This window comes from Cytophaga aurantiaca DSM 3654, assembly GCF_000379725.1.
GTDB classification, from domain to species: Bacteria; Bacteroidota; Bacteroidia; order Cytophagales; family Cytophagaceae; genus Cytophaga; species Cytophaga aurantiaca.
Genome location: NZ_KB903662.1, coordinates 110953 through 128394, shown reverse-complemented (window position 1 = coordinate 128394; position 17442 = coordinate 110953). Strand labels below are relative to the sequence as shown.

Genomic DNA, 17442 nt, shown 5'->3' with positions numbered 1-17442 from the left:
TGAATGAAAAAAGAACTTCAACATATTCCTGTATATTCCATTGATACGTTTTCAAAAAAGACGAACGCGGAGACTTTATACAATGTTGAGATCTTTAATAAAGACAGAGACTTCAAAGTTGCGTACCCACACAGGCACGATGATTTCTATGAAATTCTTTTTGTGACACACGGCACAGGTACATATACCATTGACTTACAGGAATACAAGATAAAACCCAATACGGTTTTTTTTCTTTCACCCGGACAAATCCACGAGATCGAATTTTCAGAAGATATAAACGGGTATATTTTTTTATTCAGTTCTGCTTTTTATTTATCCAATAAATCCGATCCCTATAAACTATTTGAATTCCCTTTTTTCTATTCATTGAAATACAACAATCCACCTTTATACCTTCAGCATGAAGACTCTATAGAGGAACTGATTGCGTTATTTAAAAGAACATTGATCGAAGTGAATACGAATGCCATTGACAGTAAAGAAGCAACACATGCATTACTGGATCTGATCTTGATCTGCTGCAAACGTTTGTATCCGCAACCCGAAGGCACGCAGTTAAAAAAAGGACATATCCTCATTAAGCGCTTCAAACAATTGATCGAAGAAAAATGCACAGAGAATATTGGTGTTAAAGAATATGCTGACGCCTTGAAGGTGACAGCAAATCATTTGAGCGAAACCGTAAAAGAGTTTACCGGCCGTACACCTACGGATTTTATTAACGACCGAATGGTATTGGAAATTAAACGTCTGCTAACGCATACACAATACACCGTTCAGGAAATTGCGTTTCAATTGAATTTTGCAGACCAATCTTATTTTTCAAAATATTTTAAAAAGATCACTGGAGTATCTCCAAGTGATTATAGAAAGGGAATTATAAATTAAGAGTTATAAATTATAAATAAAAAAATAAAAAACCCCTCAATTAGAATAATTCATAATTCATAATTCATAATTCATAATTCATAATTCATAATTCATAATTCATAATTCATAATTCTTACTCCAATATCAAAATATCTTCCTGTTTATACTTTTCTTTCACAGTAATTCGAACACGATCCGACTGCAGCCAGGCATCAAGATTTTTTTTATTCGGACTAAGAAAATATTCCAGATAATCGGGCGGTGTTTTAGCCGAATATCCGTTTACGCATGGCAGGCCAATTACCAACGATGCCATCATTGCATCTAAATGGAAGTGTACCCGTCTTTTATTGTATTTATGATCATCTACTGCTGTATTTGAAAGATTCAAGGCGAAGGCCTTTGCACCTGGATTGGTATGTTTCAATTTTTCATATTTCTCAACAACCATCCGGCTTCGCTTTTGAAAATTGCTTTTTAAGGCAGGAATAGGTTTAGTCAAATACATATTATCCAACACCAACAACAACGGCAATGCGAAAATTAAAACGATCTTATACGTATTCAGGTTTGATAAAAAACGATCCAGAAAAAAAGCAGCGATGATACTCCACAGAAATATTGCTATGGTAATAAATCTTGAAACTGCCCGTATTGCTCTTGCTCCAGGAATAAGATAAATGATAAACGCATATAAACTTATATCGAAGAAGATAAGTGTAAAGAGAAAAATGGCAAGTAGAGCTATCAGGAAAAATTTCAATAGTCCATCTCTTCTGTACATAACATATGCTGCAACAAGAAAGACATATGGCAAAGCCCCTATAAAAATACAACTTTTATCACTGCCGTTACCACTCAGGTTAAAGGCACTATCAATGAATACAGACGACCAGCCCCAGAGTACTGAACGTTCATGAACATAAAAATAGCTCCACAATCTAGGGGAATAATATTTTATGTCACTAAAGGACGGATAGCCGCCTCCATCAAGTGAACGAAGGTAATAGGGATAAAAGAAAATAGCCATTAAACATAGAGCACCAAACAGAACAATCGTTGTGCGAATAGCAGCTGATTTTGTATTTACTAGCTGTAGTAACACATCCACCTTTTGTTCTTTTACGAAATAGATCGCTGCGATTATAATATATATGTATAACAAAAAATATCCTAGATAAACACCGCAGTAATATTGATACGCTAATAAAAAGATAGCTATATAAAAATAATTATTGTTCTTTTGATGCAGCCATAAATAAAAACTAACGATTGCGAACGGCGCCGTAAACCTTGGCAGCATTTGGATATGGGCCGTCTGTATCGCAATGATCAATGAGAATGTATAGATGAATGCGCCTACTGAAGATGCATACACAGAAAAATTCAGTTTTCGGATTGCATAATAACTTCCCCAGAAATTAAGACCGATCAATATTAAATACCATAATTGAAAAGCTGTTTCTCTATCTGTCCAAAACCGGCACAACACATAAATAGGCAATGCTCCAAACAAATTATCAGAATACGAAATCACATCTTTTTCAGGAAAGAAAAATGGCGCATTCCAATATGGGAGATTATCCTGAATCAAATACTGATAACCATGCTCGAGGATGTAACTATTAAATCTACCATCACCTAAATCTCCCGGCATTACAGATAAATCAAAACCCAGCGTTTGATAGATCACCATACTCATCCCAAATACAAATAGAATGATTGGCCAAAGAAAATTATTTACAAGCGTATTGGTATTATTTAATTGCATTCCATTCCTGATTTTAAAAAGAGATCGTTTGATTCAGTATGGATTATTCCACAACATCAAGTGTTCGTAGCCAATTCACCAATGTAATTCTTTGTTCTGTTGTCAATTCAGCTTCATTATGCATAAGTTCATAAGAAGATAAAGGCATTTGATCTTCTTCCACTTCACCATACATTTCATCCAGCTTGTGCGTTTGCCTTTCTTTGTTGTAGGTAGCCCAGATGGAATAGTTCAAATGTTTGCGACCATCATTCACATGATCTTTCGCCCACCAGGAAAATGGTGCAACATTGAAATACCATGGATAGTTTGTTTCGTTTGAATGACAATCGTAGCAAGCCGTCTTTAATAAGGAAACAATTTCAACAGGTGGTTTTGTGATTGTGATAAAATCCTGCGTTACATCAACCGGTGGATTTGTTTTATCAACCCGAATGAATTGTATTACAACAAGGAGTACCAGTAAGCCGATAAGTATTTTTTTCTTCATGAGTAATTAATTTTAACTAGTGAGAATTCGTCGGACACAATAAAGTGGCCGGACGAATGATGTTATTTTTTTTTACGATCAAATGTTCAAATTCCAATTATGAATTCATAACTCATAATTTATAATTCCTTAAAACAGCGGTACTAATGTCTCCAGCCCCATCCCTCTTGAGCCTTTCAACAGTATAGTACTCTCCGCGATCGGATGTTCTTTAAAATATTCCACGGCTGCATCTTTGGTTTCATAATGTTGTGCAGAAGCACATTCTTTGTGTGCAGCATGCATGTATTTACCGATCAAAATCACTTTGGTATCTGTCAACAGATTTAACAAGGCACCGATGGTTGCATGTTCCTGCTCACTTTCTTCGCCCAATTCATACATATCTCCCAGAATAAGTACTTTGTTTGCTTTTTGTAGCGAAGCAAAATTTTCAATTGCTGCGCGCATGGAAGTTGGATTTGCATTGTATGAATCAAGAATCAGTTCGTTCTTCTCTGTCTTCATGATCTGCGAACGGTTGTTCGTCGGATCGTATTCTTCAATGGCTTTATTTGCAGCGATTGAAGGCACACCAAAATATTTACCGATACACAACGCTGCTAAGATGTTATCAAAATTATAATCACCGATCAGTTTTGTTTCAACCAGTTCTTCATTGCCTGCAATAAATGTTACGAACGGATCGCTTTTCAAAAATTTCGCATTGTAGAAATCACTGCTGCGGCCATATAAAACAGGAGATTCAAAAGGAGACATGCCCATCAGATCTTCATTTCTGGAATTGATGAATGCAATGCCGTTGGTTTCAAGTAAATATTGATACAATTCACCTTTGCCTTTTTTCACGCCTTCAAATCCGCCAAAGCCTTCCAGGTGTGCCTTGCCGACATTGTTGATCAAACCATAATTCGGTTCAGCAAAACTGCAATACGAAGCGATCTCTTTCTGATGATTCGCTCCCATTTCAACAATACCAAACTCGATGCTTTCATCCATTGCCAATAAAGTCAAGGGAATACCGATGTGGTTATTGAGATTACCGACGGTGGCATACGTTTTATATTTTTTGCTCATCACCGCATTTACTAACTCTTTGGTCGTCGTCTTTCCATTAGAACCTGTAATGGCAAGGATCGGAATGCCGAGTGTTCTGCGGTGCAGGTTAGCGAGTTGCTGTAAGGTTGTCAATACATCGTCTACCAATACATAACGATCGTCTTTTACAACATCTGCTTCATCTACGATCACATAAGATGCACCCATTTCAAGGGCTTTTTCTGCAAAGGTATTGCCGTTAAAGGTCGGACCTTTCAATGCAAAAAACAGATCGCCTGCTTTTACTTTTCTTGTATCTGTGGTAACGGAACGGCTTTCTAAAAAGCTTTCATACAAAAATGCTAACTCCATATTCTATTGTATTTTACCAAAAATAACAGATATTACTTAAAGATTTCAAAAACTGTGTATGTTATTTCTTCAATTGACGCTAAGTCCTGATACCCCTTCCTTCAATCAATCGAACTGGATCACAGCCGTTCAAAAATCACGTCCGGATGTTGAGATCATGGAGGCAGACAATCACTCCGAAGTATATCTATATCAGCAGATTCTGAAATGGGTACTGCAGTCGTCCGAGCCGCTTGTACTGCACATACACAGCCTCGACCCGGAGGCTTCTACCGGAAGTATGCTGCGTTTTTTACAGGATGTTTTACAGAAGAAGTCGCCTGTTTTAGTTACACTTCAGGGCAAACATTCCGGGATTGAAAAATACGTGCGGGCCTTTGCGGAGTATCAGGTAGTGGCGACGGAGGAAGAAGCAGTGGCTTTAGCAAATTCCAAATAACAAATAACAAATTCAAAAGCTTCCTTTTTCACTTTAGTTCTGAAGTTCTCTGGCGCTAGGCTAGAGCGCAGTGGTGACTGGTGCCTTTTATTTTCTAGTCTCTGACTAGTAATATAAATTTGCAGTCAAAGACTGCCGAATGATGAACACCAGTCCCCGCTGCGCTCAGACTGGCGCCAGGTGATAAAGATTCTGCACTAAATGAAACAGGCTGCCGCCCCATAGTAATAGGGGCGGCAGCCTGTTTCAGATTAATCTTGAATAAAAGTGATTACTTGATCACTAACTTAAATGCATTTGCAGACAAATCTCCCAATTGAATAAAATAAAGTCCTGCTGTTAACTTTTCAATAGCGAGTGTACTTGATCCTTCTGTTAAAGTACCTGAAGCGCACAAAATTGCTCTTGAATCATATACAGAATACGTTGTGCCGATCAAGTCTGCCGGCACATCTATTGTAACAATGTCCTGCGCAGGATTGGGGTATATTTTTATATTGTTCGCAGCATATGTACCGGAAATAGTAGATGTAGCGATCGACGAAGCATTTGTTAGCTCCGAAACATATCTGCTGGAATTCTCATCACTGAAATAACCGGTTACAAACAAACTACCTTTTTTATCGCTGTACATTACGCTCACTTCATTATTTGCATTCAGGCTTCCTAATTGATTCCAGGTTGTACCTTCTAGTTTAATAATATTAACTGATTCTGTATGTGTTATTGTATTATTTACGCTATAAGAACTATACACATTTCCATAATAATCTACATGAACTAATGATGGTTCATCACCATTGGTTGAAACAACAGGTACTTTACTCCATGTTGTACCATTCCATTTAACAATATTATTATTATCAAATGTACCTTGTACTATAGTTCCTACATATATTTCTCCTGTAGGTGTAACACCAATGGATGTAAAATACGTGTCGGAATTAAACACAGTTGCATTCGAAGAACTACCAATCTCGCTCCATGTTGTTCCATTCCATTTAAAAACATTACGGCTTGAATTTACCTGACTTGTCGTTTCTCCTGCAACATAGATATTCCCTGTTCTATCAACCGTCATTGCTGAGATTGCTCCATCCGAATTCAAGTCTCCTAATTTTGTCCAGGATGTACCGTCCCATTTAGCAACATAGTGTTTATTGTTTTGATCTCTAAAGCGACCAGTAACATAGATGTTTCCGGCATCATCCGCAACCAAATGTTCAATAAGATCATTTGCTTTTAAAGCACTCAAGCCGCCGACTTCGGACCATGAAGTACCGTTCCATTTAGTTACATAATAATAGTCCTCTGAATTCTTCAAAGCACCTGTTGCGTATACATTGCCGTCTTTATCTGTAGAAAGAGCTCCAATGTCGCCCATACGCCCGACAAGGTCACCAAGCTGAGACCAGCTTGTGCCGTTCCATTTCATGACACAAGATCTTGTGTCAAATGCATCCCGATCTTCTACGGCATATACATTACCACTCGAATCGGAACTTACACATAAGATAAAATCTGTTTTGAGACGATTCGTTCCTGTGCCCAATTGTGTCCAGTTTTGAGCATGAACTGCATGAGCAAACAGAATGCATGCAAGGATTACATAGTTTAATAAAAGTTTTTTCATACTGGTAAATTAAAAAGACGGTTATACGGTTTGATAAAAATTTTGAGCATTGTAATATACTCTTTACAATATTCAAATACAATATTTTGAATTAATATTGATCCATTAAAAATTCAGCCGAGCTTATTAATTATAAAAAAATTATCTGGCGTTAATCTTAGCGAAGCGGGGACTCTTACCTTTTATTTTCTAGTCTCTGAGTAGCATTTAATTGTATTGTGAAGTTAATTATAAATGCAGTCAAAGACTGCCGAATGATGGACACCAGTCACCGCTGCGCTAAGACTGGCAGCAGTAAAAGTATGGTGTAGAGTTTTTTAATTTTTAAAATAGAAAAACTGTATTAAAGCTTTATAGACAGCTGAAGTTTGCCTCCAAAACCAAGCTCAACAATTTTTTGTAAGGTAGAGATTCGGACTTCTTTTATATTGTTTTCAATGCGCGAAATATATGATTTAGTAGTACCGCATTTTATTGCAAGTTCTTCTTGGGTCATACCCTTTTCAATTCTTGCTTCCTGAATCAATGCCCCAATCCGAAAGGTCTCATACCCTGCATCAAGTGTATCACGTTTTACAGTTCCTTTTTTTCCGTAATGTTGCTCTTTGAACTGCTCTAAGGTTTTTGTGTTACTTTTTTTCATTGAAATATTCCTCCTTAATTTTTAATGCCTTTTCAATTTCTTGCTTCGGCGTCTTTTGCGTTTTCTTTTGAAAACCATTGGCCAGTACAACTAATTTTCCCTGGTCAAAAAAACAGAATATTCTATATATATCACTTCCTTGTTGAATACGAATCTCATATAAGCCATCCGTATTTTCCATGTGCTTTAGATAGCTTTCCGGAACCCGATGTAGTTCTTCAATCAATTCAAGCGTCCAGATAATTTTATCTTTTACTTTACTTTTTTGCTTAACAAAGAATTCTGAAAAATAGTCTTTATAGAATATAATTGTGCGAATTTTACGACTTTCTCCCACGTTTCAAATATATAAAAAGTTTCACTATAGTACAACTTTAAAAATTAGTAATTGGTTCAAAAAAGGCATTAAAATAGCCTAGGTAATCTAGTAAATAAGCCATTTTATTGAGTGAGTATGTATTATAAAATGGATTTTAAATCCACATTATCTGGCTTCCGGATTACAAATCCGGAAGAGCTGGATTCAAAAAAGGTGTTAAATATTCCTTAATAATCTAGAAAAGCTATATGCATTTTACCCCTGGAGAATATATTTACTGTTCTTCAAAGAAATCTTCATCTAATTGCTTTACTAGATAAGTAGCCTTTGTTTGTATTCCAACATTAAATTCATGCATTAAATCAACCAATTTATTACCGTCTAAAAGAATAATTTTATGATGGGCATTTCTTGCTTTTTCTATTGCTCCTAAATCGAATAAAGAAGTTGTTACAAATACACCTTTATTTGTATCACCACTCATTGCACCAATAAAATTTCTAATATCTTTCTCCCTAACTTTATTTTCATTAAATCTTTTAGCTTGGATATAAATTTTATCCAAACCTAATTTGTCTTCATTAATAATCCCGTCAATTCCACCATCTCCTGATTTAGAAGTTTCGACAAATTCTCCATATCCCATTTTTTTCAATAAAATAAGAATCACCTTTTCAAAATAATATGGATCAATTGTTTTAAGCTTTTCTAATAATTCATTTTTAACTTCATTTTCTATTTGCGTAAAACCTTTATCTATCAAATCTTGGGGGGAAGAATTTACAATCTCCTTAATCACCGATTTTGAAAAATTATTTTTTTGATTTTCCTCAGAATAAAACTCTACAATTCCTGACGCATCAACAAGGTTTTTTAATGACAATTCTGCTTTTTGATTTAGGCCTTTACTAGTAATTTTTACATTACCTCTTTCTGGATAAAATATATACCCACCTTTTTTTAAATATGATTTTCCCCAGGCAATTCTATTGTTTATTAAATTTTCGCCAGATTTTGTTTTCTCTGCTAATTGCTCTTGAGTCAGTTCAGAAAAATATTTTTCAATTACCTTCTTTTGTAATTCTCTTGTATGAATTGTTTCTTCGTTACTCAATATTTCAAGTATTGGATTAAACGTTTCATGAAATTTTGGTATTTCTATATCCATTTTACAATTACTTTTATTCTTAAAACTTACTAATCATAACTTCAATTCAAACCCATCTCCATCCAAATACGCAGGAAAAATTTCTCTGAATTCGTTCAGGTCTTTTTTAGAAAGAACAACGGTTGCTATTTTTTCTTCACTATGCAATTCAGCTAAAGGCATACCTTTAAAATCCTGCACAATCGAATCACCGGAGTATACAAGTCCGAGGCCATCGGTACCGATACGGTTCAAACCGATTACGTAACTGATGTTTTCAATGGCACGTGCCGGCAATAAACTCTTCCAGGCATGTGCACGCGCTGCGGGCCAATTGGCAACGTAAATAGCAAGGTCGTATTTGTTGTTTGTATTTCTGGACCATACCGGAAAGCGCAGATCGTAACAGATGAAGGGTGCGATCTTCCAACCTTTGAATTCTACTACCAATTGCTTATTACCTGATGTATATACTTTGTGTTCGTCCGACATACGGAATGCATGACGTTTATCGTAGGTATAAAACTTGCCATCGGGCTGCATCCACAGCAATCGGTTATAAAAGTTCGTTCCATCTTTTATGGCATAGCTTCCTACGATGCATGCACCTGTTTGAGCAGACAATTGTTTCATCCATTTGAACGTATGCAGATTGGCTGGTTCAGCAAACTTTGCTGCATCGTTGGTAAAACTTGTCGTAAACATTTCAGGTAACACAATTACATCGGTCTTACCGATGCCTGCGATCTTCTCTTCCAGCATAGCACGGTTACCCACCGGATCTTCGTAGTACAAAGGTGTTTGAATGAGCGATACGGTCAGATCCTGCATAATATTTCGGCTGCTTTTAATAAGGTTTCTTCTTTTTTAGCGATGCAAAAACGCAGCAGCTTATGATCGGTTTTATCGTTGTAGAAAACAGATACGGGAATAGATGCCAAACCAAACTCCCGTGTGATCCGGGCGGCAAACTCCAGATCGTTTTCATCTGAAATATTCTTATAGGAAAGCATTTGAAAATACGTTCCGCTTGCTGGTACTACTTCCCAACGACTTTCTCTGATATGACTTAAAAACAGATCACGTTTGTTCTGAAAAAATACAGGCAGCGATTCATACTGTTCCGGTTTTTTCATAAAGTCTGCTATAGCAAACTGCATAGGTGCTACAGGCGAAAATGTATTATACTGATGCACTTTTTTAAATTCGGTCATCATCTTAGCAGGCGCCAAACAATATCCCAGACGCCATCCCGTAACATGATAGGTTTTTCCAAATGAACCGATCACAAAGGCGCGTTCTTTCAAAACAGGATTGCTCGAAATGCTTAAATGTTTTTTCCCATCAAACACAATGTGTTCGTATACTTCATCGCTCAATACATACACGTTCGGATATTCTTCCACGATCTTCTGAAGCTGAACAACATCATTTTCTGTAAGAATAGAACCGGTAGGATTGTGCGGAGAGTTGATGATGATCAGTTTGGTACGAGTCGTGATCTTTGAACGGATCAACTCCCAATCGTAACTGAAATCCGGAAAGGTAAGCGGAACAAATACTGGTTTTGCTTTGCTTAATTCAATCGCAGGCAGATACACATCAAAGCTTGGCTCCGGAATGATGACTTCATCGCCTGCATGCAGAATGGATGTAAGAGCCGTGTAACAGGCTTCTGTAGCGCCGCAGGTAATCGTGATCTCTGTATCGGGATTGTAAACAGCACCGTATAATTTTTCTGTTTTTTCAGCAAGCCCTTCTACCAGAGATCTCACTCCTGCCAAAGGTGCATACTGATTAAATCCTTTCAGCATATACTCATGCACCAGCTGAATCAATTCTGCTGAAGGAGAGAAATCGGGAAATCCCTGTGCAAGGTTTACAGCTTTGTGCTGCTGTGCCAATGCCGACATAGTCGAAAAAATATTTACTCCTATATTCGGCAGTTTGGAAATCATCGTTTGTTCGATTAATGTTTCGCTCATTACACTTTACTCTAAATAAAAAAAGCCCTTAATAAGGACTTTTTTCAATTTTAACACCCGCAGGTAATTTAAAGATATTAACGTCTACAACCATGGGCTTTACTTCTGTGGCCGTACTTGTTATGGTGAACTGATCTGTTTCAATATACGATTTCAGCGGCCATGCTTTTGATTTGGCTAAGTAGTACGCAAAGTTTCCATATTTATGAAGCGAAAACAATTTCGGATCAACGCCTAATTTCGAATTGTAATAATATTTCTGAATGCCTGATTTGCAAGTTAACGTAAGTTCGTCGCAGGTATAACCTAAAATCACTGTAGTAGCTTTCTTAAGTTCGGTTTTCAAGATGGTGTCGGTATTTACTGCAGCATCGTTCCAGTATACAGATGGCGAGTTCGACATTTTGCTATAGATCTTATTTTCTTTAGCGGAATAGATCTGCCATAAAAACAAGGATCCGTTTGATACGCTTTTGTAATTGTTTCCCTTCGCATAAAACTCCTGTGTTGAACCAAACATGGCTGTCCACTGCTCGTCCTTCATCTGAGGATTTTTACTTTTGAAGGTGTTCTGATAAACAATCTTTCCTTCGAAAAAAGTTGTTGTCTGTGCGAACACGATAAAGCTCGCTAATAGAATACATGCGGAGATAAAAATACGTTTCATTCGTGTAGATATTTTAAAAGTTAACTTTTGTAAGTGGTGACCATTCGTCGGACCACAAAAAAGTGGTCTGACGAATGCAGTTTATCGGACAGTGTTCAGACGACTTTTTCAGTCGTCCGAACACATACTTATTTCTTCAATGGAAATTTCATCCTATACGATGCATCGCACTCGCCTTTACTGATATTGGTAAGTTTACCTTTCAGTAAACGTTTTTTAATAGACGACAAATAATCAACAAATAACACGCCTTCGATGTGATCGTATTCATGCTGGATCACTCGCGCGCACATACCGTCATATTCTTCCACATGTTCTTTCCATTCGGTATCAAAATAACGGATGCGCAGATTGGCAGGACGGTATACTTCTGCACGTACACCAGGTATGCTTAAACAACCTTCTTCATACGGCCAGTCTTCGCCCCATTCTTCTTCAATGATTGGATTCACAAATACTTTACGAACGGGAGTAATTTCTTTATCATCAAATACAGCTGTATCAATAATAAATAAACGAATGTTTAAACCTACCTGAGGAGCAGCAAGGCCAACACCGTGTGCATTCTCCATGGTTTCAAACATGTCTTCAGATATCTTTTTGACATCTAAACTTCCTTTTTCAATATCTTGGGCTACTTTCTTCAACACCGGATCCCCGTACGCCACAATCGGATAAATCATATTTTATAAAATTGAGTATTTTGCCAAATATACGATTTTTTGCTAAAAGCCGAAGGCTAAAGGCTTAATGCCTAACGCTAAAAGTGGAAATTTAAAGGCAAAACTTTAATAACAAAGATTGAAAAGAGAAAGGATAGCTTTAGGCGTTAGGCGTTTCGCCTTCCGCGTCTTCCGGTTTAAAAATCATCGTTGCTGTGCCATTCTGCTTCTGCTCCATAAACGATTGCAGAATAATGGTTGCGCTGATCTTATCTATCGTAGCCTTGTCTCTTCTTCCCTTCTTGCTTACACCGCCTGCAATCATTGTATCGAATGCCATCGACGACGTGAATCGTTCGTCAATACCATAAATCGGAACTTCGGGAAAGTTCTTTTTTATAAGATTGATAAATGCTTTTACATTGGGTGCATTGGAAGATTCTTCGTTTTGCAATGTCCGGGGAAGTCCGACTACAAAAGCTTCTACAACTTCGGTTGTTAAATATTTTTTCAAAAAAACGACTACATCTTTGGGATGAACCGTATCCAGGGCATTTGCAATAATTTGTAAGGGATCGGTAGTGGCAACACCTATTCGTTTTGTGCCGAAATCAAAAGCTAAGATCCGCGCCATTAATATGTTTTAAGAGATTCTGCAACCATCTTTGCCACTTTGGCTTCAAGATTTAAAGCCTTGGGAAACAATACTTCATTTTCAATGCGTGCATGTACAAATAAGTCTTTTTCAAAAGCCTGCAATTCCTGATAAATAACTTTCAAATGGGTATTGGTCATACCTACAATGTTGTAGTTATTGGTCAGGTCGCGTATCCCTTTCATTTCATCATCGTCTTCTTCGTGATGCGCAGACATCGCCTTGATCGAATATTTATTCATTACTTCCAGCATAACAGACTCATTGAATGTGCCTCTATTTGCAGCATGCAGCTTCATTACATAATAAAATAATGAATCTTCTTCATGATAAATATGCTTAATAAAATCTTCTGTAACGTATGGGAAAATCAGTTTCAGATCGTGTGATAATTTATCACGATCTTCCAGATCTTCTATCAAACGGGAGATGTACGGAATTTTTTCTTTTATGTATAAGAAATGCGCATGTCTCAGATATTCAACGATCGCATCTACTTCAAAGAATTCGAAAAAAGCCGGTCCTGGAAAATCTTCTTTATGAAGTTCCTTTACTTTTCGATTTACCTGATCCAGAGAAATGCCTGTCAATGCTAAAACCTCTCCAAGAGTTTCGGTTTTATAGTTATAAAACTTTATTCCTAAAAAAAATAAGGCATTTGCAAAAACATAATCATGCTCAACAAGATCAAACAATTTCTTGCTTAGTTGTATAGTCTGCATATGTTTCAACTTAAAGTTCACAGATAAATATACCAAAATGGTCTTTTATCGACAATGATCCGCATCACTTAGTTATAAACAGTGCCACACAATGAATTTTATTCAACAATCAGTCGCCATCTGTATCGCCATAAGAGATAATTATGCCCATTGCCGATGCAAAATCCACCTTTAATACCGTCAATAAATTCTGAGCTTCGTTGTATGCGTCCGTAACTTTTTGTTTTCCTGCCGGAGTAGTAACTGCTAGAGAAATTGGCTCTCCAATATTATCCAGTTTTATCTGCACCAATTCGATTTGATTCTTGATCTGCGTATTCAATGCCGTACGACCAATCGCTTCCAGATAATCGTCATACCCTTTTCCATCTACTCCCTGCGTCGAAATCCCCATATACAGCTGACGAATAGCTTCAACACTGGCTTTCAACAATACCAGAGAGGAATCGGAATAAAACGCTTCGGTTTTAAACGGATACACCACATTGGCATCGACCACTACATTATGCACAATATTCAGAGGTACACCCAATTTATAATTTTTGCAATTTTCAAGATCTGCAACCATCATATTAATGGTTTGAGAAGTAGAACTTCCCAGGTCAAGACCGGTATTATTGGTATACAAATTCACAAAATTTGAACCGGTTGAAGTCCAGTTTGTGTACGTGGTATTGATCTTCGTTTTAAGATTTGTGCTTACTGCCTTTAATACATCACAACGTTTTGAGGCGTTTGCTGAAACAGTGAAGGAATCAACGATCTGCTGCGCTGTTAAACTTTTTCCATACAGTAAATAATCGATTGCTGGAAAACCTGAATACGTTGTACTGCCTGTAGAAGGAATGCTTGTGATACCTTGTGCGATCTTCGTTCGGATCAATGTGGTATCCGATGGAAACACATTGATGGTTTCTGTTTGCAGCATCACTGTGCTGGCACTTGCCGGACCAAAATTAAATTGTGCTGTGTATTCCCATTTTTTATATGCGTCAAAAAACTTTGTACGCAATGCCTGTAAACCACTAAGCGAAGGCGAAGATGCAAACGATTGCACCTCTGTATCAAACGTATTAATCGATGTATTCAATGCTTCATAACGTGGCAAAATTACATTGTTCCCTAAATTTTCAACCAAAGGTTTACGGTCTGCCTGAACAAGATTTGAAGACTTATCGTCCTTTGATTTACAAGACAAAACACATATACCTATTCCTGCCAAAAGGATTGAGAAGGTATTCATTATTGATTTTTTCATTAATTGATCTTAAGGAAGAATATAAACACGCGAACGTACGTTGTTCTTTCAATTAAAACGATTGCGAAATCTCTGCCTGAATAAACTTCCTTTCAACATACAAGTATGTGTTAAAAGTATTATGTTTGCTTATACAAGCAGAAATGTAAATTACTGCTCAAATTGAACTTAAAGTTAGCAAGGTTGTTAGAGATTGACAATCTTATTTAGACTTAATTCAAATAAAACATATCATACTGAATTACATTTAATTAACCTTATTTATGGAAGACCAAAAACCGAAAAATACCCTCTTTCAAATGCGTTTGCCGATATTTTTGGCTTTAGCCGTGATCTGCGGAATTTTCATCGGCGCTGCCATGTCCAAAAAAGGCAGCGAACAAAACATAGCAGGGAACTATTTACGTTTCGCTGAAATTCTGAATTACATTCAGCAAGACTATGTAGATACGGTAGATGTTGACAAGCTGGTAGATTATTCAATCACACAGATGCTGGAAAAATTAGATCCGCATACAGCTTATATTCCGGCAAGAGATCGTCAGATCGCGGATGCGCAGCTTGAAAGTAATTTTGAGGGGATCGGTATTGAATTCAATATCATTAAAGATACCATCTATGTTGTATCCCCTATCAGTGGCGGCCCGTCTGAAAAAGCTGGACTAATGGCCGGAGATAAAATTGTAAAAGTTGATACGATACAAATGGCAGGTAATGGTGTTACTTCTGCTGACGTATTTAAAAGATTACGCGGACCAAAAGGCACTAAAGTATTGCTAACTGTCAAACGTAAAGGTTCTGCAAAATTATTAACCTACACAATCATTCGCGATAAAATACCTACCTACTCGATTGATGCAGCGTACATGATCGATAAAACTACAGGCTACATTAAGATCAGTCGTTTTGGAGATAAAACATACGACGAATTCCTGGAAGCGTTGAACGACTTGAAGAAACAAGGTATGCAGCGCTTAATGATCGACTTGAAAGATAATGGCGGCGGATATTTAGACCGGGCAACCAACATTGCCGATCAATTGATCTCCGGAAATAAAATGATTGTTTATACAGATGGTAAAGGAACGAAATACGATCAGGAGTTTCGTGCACGTATTGCAGGTGCATTTGAAACGGGTCCGGTTGTGGTATTGATTAACGAAGGAAGTGCTTCTGCTTCTGAAATTTTATCCGGTGCATTACAGGATAACGACCGCGCATTGATCGTGGGAAGAAGATCGTTTGGTAAAGGTTTGGTACAAATGCCGGTTACCTTAAACGATGGTTCTCAATTGCGTATTACGATTTCACGTTACTATACTCCAAGCGGAAGAAGTATACAAAAGCCGTATGATAAAGAAGATGCTTCCGCATACGACTCAGATCTATTGGCACGCTACCAGCACGGTGAATTCTTCCATGCAGACAGTATCCGTTTCAATGATTCATTGAAATATGAAACTTCAAAAGGTAGAACTGTTTATGGTGGTGGCGGTATTATGCCGGATGTCTTTGTAGGCAGAGACACATCTGAATACACGAAGTATTTAATGGAACTGTTCAATGAAAATGTAATCAGAGAATACACTTTGAATTATTATCAGGAAAACAAAGCAATATTAAGCAAAATGACGTACGAAGAGTATTTCAAATCGTTTGTGGTAACGGATGCCATGTTGAAAGACGTGATTGCACTTGCAACGAAAAATGGTGTAACCTATAACGACGTTCAGTATAAACGTTCTAAATCATTTATACAAAATAACGTGAAAGCGTATATCGCACGTAGCGCATGGGGCAACAAAGGCTTCTACCAGATCTACAATCAAAAAGATGAGATCTACAACAAAGGCTTAAGCTCATTCAAAGAAGCTGCGAAGATTTCGGAGTAAGGAAGTTTCTTAATTTTATTATGCAAAAAGCCTTCTTAAATTTTTAAGAAGGCTTTTTAATTCCCTAAAACAAAATATTAATTTATATCGAAATATGGATTTAGATAAATCTATCACCGAAATTCTCAATTTAATTAATCCTATTTTAATTAAAGATGAATCTAGCACTCTTAATTTCCCTATACAATTCACTTTCCATCATGTATTAGAAAGGACGACTGTTTCACTCGAATCAATTAGAATTCTTATGAAATCAGGAATTAGTGCTCACGATCATGCAATTGGTTTATTAAGCAGAAATATACTTTCGGACTTTATTATAGTTGGGTATATATCCAAATTTTCTAAAAACGAAGATGATATGATCGACATGCTTAATAATTTTTACAATGCTGATTTAAAAAAAGTAGATACTTATATAGAAACGCTTAAAAAATTAAAAATTGCTCCTGAAGGCTTGCAAGAACATCATCTTAATAAATATTTAACTGATAATTCAGTACTCAATTATGTTCGCACTAATATAAATACTGGTAAATCTTCAAAAACTAATACCAACTTTATTATCTCTGAAATACATAAGAAATTTTCTGAGAAGGAATCTCAAGATTTTTATGATATTCAAATCATTAAGAGCTATGACACATGGCTCTTACTAAGCAAATATGAGCATCTAGGATGGTACTCTTATGAATTTACAAGAAATTTATATACCGAAATCCTTACAAAAAGGTTCTCGTTTGTCCTATACAGTACTTTAATGCTAATCACTTTTTCTTTAGGCAATTTACAAGAAGAAAATATAAAAAGAAGTGTAGATGAATTGATAAAAAATATCCATTCTAAAAATCATTTTAGTGCTTAATCAAAACTGTC

The 17442-nt window shown here is 36.7% G+C and carries 18 protein-coding genes; 4 read left to right on the top strand and 14 right to left on the bottom strand.

Going from position 1 to position 17442, the window contains the following annotated elements; translation table 11 throughout:
• Positions 1 to 3: 3 nt before the first annotated feature.
• Complete coding sequence (locus A3EE_RS0115115) at positions 4 to 891, top strand: helix-turn-helix domain-containing protein (protein ID WP_018344281.1); 888 nt, start codon at positions 4 to 6, stop codon at positions 889 to 891.
• Positions 892 to 1006: 115 nt separating this feature from the next.
• Here A3EE_RS0115115 and A3EE_RS0115110 read toward each other — a convergent pair whose 3' ends face one another.
• From A3EE_RS0115110 to A3EE_RS0115100, 3 genes are all read right to left on the bottom strand, one after another.
• Positions 1007 to 2644, bottom strand: a complete 1638-nt coding sequence (locus A3EE_RS0115110) for a hypothetical protein (RefSeq protein WP_018344280.1) — start codon at positions 2642 to 2644, stop codon at positions 1007 to 1009.
• A gap of 43 nt (positions 2645 to 2687) precedes the next feature.
• The gene (locus A3EE_RS0115105) at positions 2688 to 3134 is read right to left on the bottom strand and encodes a heme-binding domain-containing protein (protein WP_018344279.1); all 447 of its coding nucleotides are present in this window, start codon (positions 3132 to 3134) and stop codon (positions 2688 to 2690) included.
• Positions 3135 to 3263: 129 nt separating this feature from the next.
• Positions 3264 to 4544, bottom strand: coding sequence for a UDP-N-acetylmuramoyl-tripeptide--D-alanyl-D-alanine ligase (locus tag A3EE_RS0115100; protein WP_018344278.1), 1281 nt, complete (start codon positions 4542 to 4544; stop codon positions 3264 to 3266).
• A gap of 58 nt (positions 4545 to 4602) precedes the next feature.
• Between A3EE_RS0115100 and A3EE_RS0115095 the strand changes: the two genes are divergently transcribed.
• Positions 4603 to 4983, top strand: a complete 381-nt coding sequence (locus A3EE_RS0115095; protein ID WP_018344277.1) for a hypothetical protein — start codon at positions 4603 to 4605, stop codon at positions 4981 to 4983.
• Positions 4984 to 5254: 271 nt separating this feature from the next.
• Here the strand turns inward: A3EE_RS0115095 and A3EE_RS0115090 are convergent, their stop codons facing one another.
• From A3EE_RS0115090 to A3EE_RS0115035, 11 genes are all read right to left on the bottom strand, one after another.
• Entirely contained in the window at positions 5255 to 6616 is a 1362-nt protein-coding gene (locus A3EE_RS0115090) for an SBBP repeat-containing protein (RefSeq protein ID WP_018344276.1), read from the bottom strand.
• 343 nt (positions 6617 to 6959) lie between these two features.
• Entirely contained in the window at positions 6960 to 7259 is a 300-nt protein-coding gene (locus tag A3EE_RS0115085) for a helix-turn-helix domain-containing protein (protein ID WP_018344275.1), read from the bottom strand.
• On the bottom strand, positions 7246 to 7596 hold the full coding sequence (locus A3EE_RS0115080; RefSeq protein WP_018344274.1) for a type II toxin-antitoxin system RelE/ParE family toxin: 351 nt from the start codon (positions 7594 to 7596) through the stop codon (positions 7246 to 7248). The genes A3EE_RS0115085 and A3EE_RS0115080 overlap by 14 nt, the downstream gene beginning before the upstream one ends.
• A 256-nt stretch (positions 7597 to 7852) precedes the next feature.
• Positions 7853 to 8746, bottom strand: a complete 894-nt coding sequence (locus A3EE_RS0115070) for a restriction endonuclease (protein ID WP_018344272.1) — start codon at positions 8744 to 8746, stop codon at positions 7853 to 7855.
• 33 nt (positions 8747 to 8779) lie between these two features.
• Positions 8780 to 9556 carry an amidohydrolase gene (locus A3EE_RS0115065; RefSeq protein ID WP_018344271.1) on the bottom strand — a complete coding sequence of 259 codons (777 nt, stop codon included), beginning with the start codon at positions 9554 to 9556 and terminating at the stop codon, positions 8780 to 8782.
• Positions 9544 to 10710 (bottom strand): methionine aminotransferase, encoded by a 1167-nt coding sequence (locus A3EE_RS0115060; RefSeq protein ID WP_018344270.1) that lies wholly within the window; start codon positions 10708 to 10710, stop codon positions 9544 to 9546. Before A3EE_RS0115060 ends, A3EE_RS0115065 begins: the two co-directional genes overlap by 13 nt.
• Positions 10711 to 10738: 28 nt before the next feature.
• Positions 10739 to 11377, bottom strand: coding sequence for a hypothetical protein (locus tag A3EE_RS0115055; RefSeq protein WP_211208942.1), 639 nt, complete (start codon positions 11375 to 11377; stop codon positions 10739 to 10741).
• 128 nt (positions 11378 to 11505) lie between these two features.
• Positions 11506 to 12060 carry a peptide deformylase gene (gene def, locus A3EE_RS0115050; RefSeq protein ID WP_018344268.1) on the bottom strand — a complete coding sequence of 185 codons (555 nt, stop codon included), beginning with the start codon at positions 12058 to 12060 and terminating at the stop codon, positions 11506 to 11508.
• A gap of 139 nt (positions 12061 to 12199) precedes the next feature.
• Entirely contained in the window at positions 12200 to 12673 is a 474-nt protein-coding gene (gene ruvX, locus A3EE_RS0115045; protein ID WP_018344267.1) for a Holliday junction resolvase RuvX, read from the bottom strand.
• Positions 12673 to 13416, bottom strand: a complete 744-nt coding sequence (locus tag A3EE_RS0115040) for a hemerythrin domain-containing protein (protein ID WP_018344266.1) — start codon at positions 13414 to 13416, stop codon at positions 12673 to 12675. Before A3EE_RS0115040 ends, ruvX begins: the two co-directional genes overlap by 1 nt.
• A 109-nt stretch (positions 13417 to 13525) precedes the next feature.
• On the bottom strand, positions 13526 to 14674 hold the full coding sequence (locus A3EE_RS0115035; protein ID WP_018344265.1) for an imelysin family protein: 1149 nt from the start codon (positions 14672 to 14674) through the stop codon (positions 13526 to 13528).
• A gap of 263 nt (positions 14675 to 14937) precedes the next feature.
• Here A3EE_RS0115035 and A3EE_RS0115030 point away from each other — a divergent pair, with 263 nt between their 5' ends.
• Both A3EE_RS0115030 and A3EE_RS0115025 read left to right on the top strand, forming a co-directional pair.
• The gene (locus A3EE_RS0115030) at positions 14938 to 16566 is read left to right on the top strand and encodes a S41 family peptidase (protein ID WP_018344264.1); all 1629 of its coding nucleotides are present in this window, start codon (positions 14938 to 14940) and stop codon (positions 16564 to 16566) included.
• Between the two features lie 94 nt (positions 16567 to 16660).
• Complete coding sequence (locus tag A3EE_RS0115025) at positions 16661 to 17431, top strand: hypothetical protein (RefSeq protein ID WP_018344263.1); 771 nt, start codon at positions 16661 to 16663, stop codon at positions 17429 to 17431.
• The last annotated feature ends 11 nt before the right edge of the window (positions 17432 to 17442 follow it).

What these genes read in the sequence shown, in the direction of transcription:
- A3EE_RS0115115 (WP_018344281.1), top strand. Translation starts at nt 4, where the DNA reads ATGAAAAAAGAACTTCAACATATTCCTGTATATTCCATTGATACGTTT.
- A3EE_RS0115110 (WP_018344280.1), bottom strand. Translation starts at nt 2,644, where the DNA reads ATGCAATTAAATAATACCAATACGCTTGTAAATAATTTTCTTTGGCCA.
- A3EE_RS0115105 (WP_018344279.1), bottom strand. Translation starts at nt 3,134, where the DNA reads ATGAAGAAAAAAATACTTATCGGCTTACTGGTACTCCTTGTTGTAATA.
- A3EE_RS0115100 (WP_018344278.1), bottom strand. Translation starts at nt 4,544, where the DNA reads ATGGAGTTAGCATTTTTGTATGAAAGCTTTTTAGAAAGCCGTTCCGTT.
- A3EE_RS0115095 (WP_018344277.1), top strand. Translation starts at nt 4,603, where the DNA reads ATGTTATTTCTTCAATTGACGCTAAGTCCTGATACCCCTTCCTTCAAT.
- A3EE_RS0115090 (WP_018344276.1), bottom strand. Translation starts at nt 6,616, where the DNA reads ATGAAAAAACTTTTATTAAACTATGTAATCCTTGCATGCATTCTGTTT.
- A3EE_RS0115085 (WP_018344275.1), bottom strand. Translation starts at nt 7,259, where the DNA reads ATGAAAAAAAGTAACACAAAAACCTTAGAGCAGTTCAAAGAGCAACAT.
- A3EE_RS0115070 (WP_018344272.1), bottom strand. Translation starts at nt 8,746, where the DNA reads ATGGATATAGAAATACCAAAATTTCATGAAACGTTTAATCCAATACTT.
- A3EE_RS0115065 (WP_018344271.1), bottom strand. Translation starts at nt 9,556, where the DNA reads ATGCAGGATCTGACCGTATCGCTCATTCAAACACCTTTGTACTACGAA.
- A3EE_RS0115060 (WP_018344270.1), bottom strand. Translation starts at nt 10,710, where the DNA reads ATGAGCGAAACATTAATCGAACAAACGATGATTTCCAAACTGCCGAAT.
- A3EE_RS0115055 (WP_211208942.1), bottom strand. Translation starts at nt 11,377, where the DNA reads ATGAAACGTATTTTTATCTCCGCATGTATTCTATTAGCGAGCTTTATC.
- def (WP_018344268.1), bottom strand. Translation starts at nt 12,060, where the DNA reads ATGATTTATCCGATTGTGGCGTACGGGGATCCGGTGTTGAAGAAAGTA.
- ruvX (WP_018344267.1), bottom strand. Translation starts at nt 12,673, where the DNA reads ATGGCGCGGATCTTAGCTTTTGATTTCGGCACAAAACGAATAGGTGTT.
- A3EE_RS0115040 (WP_018344266.1), bottom strand. Translation starts at nt 13,416, where the DNA reads ATGCAGACTATACAACTAAGCAAGAAATTGTTTGATCTTGTTGAGCAT.
- A3EE_RS0115035 (WP_018344265.1), bottom strand. Translation starts at nt 14,674, where the DNA reads ATGAAAAAATCAATAATGAATACCTTCTCAATCCTTTTGGCAGGAATA.
- A3EE_RS0115030 (WP_018344264.1), top strand. Translation starts at nt 14,938, where the DNA reads ATGGAAGACCAAAAACCGAAAAATACCCTCTTTCAAATGCGTTTGCCG.
- A3EE_RS0115025 (WP_018344263.1), top strand. Translation starts at nt 16,661, where the DNA reads ATGGATTTAGATAAATCTATCACCGAAATTCTCAATTTAATTAATCCT.